This window comes from Robertmurraya sp., from assembly GCF_036676585.1.
Taxonomy (GTDB): domain Bacteria; phylum Bacillota; class Bacilli; order Bacillales; family Cytobacillaceae; genus Robertmurraya_A.
In genome coordinates this window covers 1-2,799 of record NZ_JAKFCQ010000220.1, presented here as the reverse complement: position 1 = coordinate 2,799, position 2,799 = coordinate 1, and the positions used below count along the sequence as shown (strand labels likewise).

Annotated in this window: 4 protein-coding genes and 1 rRNA gene; 2 read left to right on the top strand and 3 right to left on the bottom strand. The window is 35.6% G+C overall.

Features of this window, described 5'->3' with window-relative positions; translation table 11 throughout:
- Positions 1 to 68, bottom strand: a 16S ribosomal RNA gene (locus ACGLXV_RS25695); the annotation flags it as partial.
- A gap of 255 nt (positions 69 to 323) precedes the next feature.
- Complete coding sequence (locus ACGLXV_RS25690; protein WP_119706296.1) at positions 324 to 557, bottom strand: hypothetical protein; 234 nt, start codon at positions 555 to 557, stop codon at positions 324 to 326.
- A gap of 127 nt (positions 558 to 684) precedes the next feature.
- Here ACGLXV_RS25690 and pdaB point away from each other — a divergent pair, with 127 nt between their 5' ends.
- Positions 685 to 1,437, top strand: coding sequence for a polysaccharide deacetylase family sporulation protein PdaB (gene pdaB / locus ACGLXV_RS25685; protein WP_391560859.1), 753 nt, complete (start codon positions 685 to 687; stop codon positions 1,435 to 1,437).
- Positions 1,438 to 1,448: 11 nt separating this feature from the next.
- Here the strand turns inward: pdaB and ACGLXV_RS25680 are convergent, their stop codons facing one another.
- A complete protein-coding gene (locus ACGLXV_RS25680) occupies positions 1,449 to 2,072 on the bottom strand; it encodes a KinB-signaling pathway activation protein (RefSeq protein WP_391560858.1) in 624 nt (207 codons plus the stop codon).
- A 143-nt stretch (positions 2,073 to 2,215) separates the two neighbouring features.
- Here ACGLXV_RS25680 and gerD point away from each other — a divergent pair.
- Positions 2,216 to 2,799: spore germination lipoprotein GerD (gene gerD, locus ACGLXV_RS25675; protein WP_391560857.1), on the top strand; the 584-nt coding region annotated here is incomplete at its 3' end.

Here is a 2,799-nt window from a genome sequence, read left to right as displayed (position 1 = left end):
CGCTCGACTTGCATGTATTAGGCACGCCGCCAGCGTTCGTCCTGAGCCAGGATCAAACTCTCCAATAAAGAGTAAGATTAGCTCTTAAAGTTAAAACGTTGGCTAGTGTATATTTCAACACTAATCATTTTTTTGTTGACGTATGATTTGTTTAGTTTTCAAAGAACAAGTTGTTTCTCTATCGCTCAAAAGCGACTTTCTTAATATACCATTTATTGAATCGCTCGTCAACAACTTTTTAGAAAATGTTTTTTTCATAAAGTTCGTTGTTCTGCAGCGACGTTTATTAATATAACAAGGTTTAAAAATAAAGTCAACAGTTTTTATCCTTTATTTTCTTTTCTTTGATTGGCAGACCTTGTGTACTTCAGACATTCTTTTGCTGGTGCCACACGCTTAAACAGAGTAAATAGAATTTTGTATCTTTCCTCCATAGCTCTCTTTACAACATGATCGATTCGCTCATCTTTTAAATCAAACAAGATCTCATCCATTTCTCTCTTTATAAGATACTCTATCTCTTTGACTTCTTTCTCATTGATTAACAATCCTAGCATAAAACATGTACACTCCTTTAACAATTTAGTTATTGTAGTGTGTTCCTAATTTCACCATTTTATAAGCATAAAACAAATTCTTTTCGAATAGATTTGAGACAAGTAGTGTTTGGGACGAGGTGAGAGGATGAACTTTTTCTATGTGTTAAATGGCAAATCATTAAAACAATTTATCCTTGTAGGAGTCGCAGCATTTTTCACAGCCTGGTTTTTGTACTTAGAAAATTATGTGAATGTACCAGCGTTTTCAGGGAAAGACGGTCCAAAGGCAGTCTATAAGGGAGAAAAGGACTTGGCTGTCAGCTTTAATATTGGTTGGGGTGATGAAAAAGCAGAGCCGATTTTGGATGTTTTAAAAAGTAAAAATGTAAAATCAGCGACTTTCTTTTTATCAGGTTCTTGGGCAGAAAGGCATCCACATATTGTGGAGAGAATTGTTAAAGAAGGATATGAGATTGGGATGCTTGGATATAATTATGATGATTATACCGAGCTAGAAGAAGATAAAATTGTAAAGGATATCGCAAGGGCACAAGAGGCTTTTAGAAAACTCGGAATAAAGGATATAAAACTTTTACGAGCGCCTACCGGTCATTTTGACCAAAAAACCTTAAAAGTAGCTGACCGTTTTGGACTTACTGTTATTCATTGGAGTATTGACTCAAAAGACTGGACCAATCCGGGTGTCGAGATCATTCAAGAAAATGCAGCTAAAGCGACCAAGGGAGACATTATTCTCCTTCATGCATCAGATTCTGCCAAACAGACAGCCGCTGCCCTTCCATCTATTATTGATGATATTAATAAAAAAGGATTAAAACTCGTATCTGTTTCCGAAATGATTGCAAATGCCACCTCATCTTCAAAAGAAATAAAATAAATTAAGCCGTCTCATTTTGACGGCTTTTTGCTCTTTTCACTATTTGAAATAAATTTGGGTAATGCTAATAACTGATAGGCATTACAAATAAGCAAAGGGAAAATCATTAAGTACAACCAACTATTTTCATTTACTCGAAGAATGGGAACCCACTCTAACACAGTAACCACAATCATAAAAAAGAGCGCAGGTATAAATGCTTCTTTATTTGTTAGTCTCGCTTTGTAATATGCCGCAATGAACCCACAAACAGCAATAAAAGAAGCAAGTCCTAAATAAGGTACAAGACTATCTCCTTTTTCAGAAAAAGCATTAAATCGTAAATAAACTAAGTCAAAAAGAACAAAAATGATAAGTACCACCTGTACACTATTCCAAAGCTTTACGGACTTAAATATACCTAAACCAAAACGGTGAACCGTTAAGTAGGCAAAGAAGCCCATTTGACTAATAAGGCTAAATATCAACCCAACCCCTACTAACCATGCTAGGATTGATAATATTTCAACTATCTGAAAATCAGTAAAAAACGGCTCGAATTCTTTCCAACGAACAATAAAGCCAACGATTCCTGTTGTAATTCCCCCGATTAAAAGCGTCGAGAAAAACATCCTTACCAAGTTACGGCTATTCAACGTAATTTCCCCCAATTATGTAATCATTCCTTATTGATTGTACCAACCAAAGTATGAAAAATCTAGGTTCGAGCAGGAAACGTATAATTTTTGTCGTTTTTCTTCATCATAAACTATAGTTACTATCGAAAGGAGCGTTAATCATGCCTAAAAAGTCTTTAGTGCTCTCTCTTTTAATAAGTGGGTTACTTCTAACTGGTTGTGCTGAAGCGGACACAAGCAGCCAAATGGATTACGAAGAAACAAAAAAAATGGTAGTTGATATCTTAAAGACAGATGATGGAAAAAAAGCCATAAAAGATGTGATGAATGATGAAACCATGAAGGAAACGTTGATCATGGACCAAGCAGTTGTTTCAGATACAGTGGAAAAAGCATTAACCTCAGATCAAGGGACAGCGTTCTGGAAGAAGTCCTTTGAAGATCCAAAGTTCTCTGAAAGTGTAGCAAAAAGCATGAGAACAGAAAATGAAGCCCTTTTAAAAGACTTGATGAAGGATCCAGAGTATCGAACAATGATGATTGATGTAATGAAAGACCCGGAACTCGAAAAAGAAGTAACAACCATATTAAAAAGTGCCGAATACAGAAAGCATGTTCAAGCCGTTATGACCGAAACATTCGAAAGTCCATTATTTAAAGCAAAAATTCAAGATCTGATTTTAAAAGCTGTAGAAGAGGTAGCTGAACAAAGCGGAAGTAAGGAAGAAGCAAAAGAAGAAGGCAC

Coding starts and splice junctions, on each gene's coding strand:
- ACGLXV_RS25690 (WP_119706296.1), bottom strand. CDS start 557: ATGCTAGGATTGTTAATCAATGAGAAAGAAGTCAAAGAGATAGAGTAT.
- pdaB (WP_391560859.1), top strand. CDS start 685: ATGAACTTTTTCTATGTGTTAAATGGCAAATCATTAAAACAATTTATC.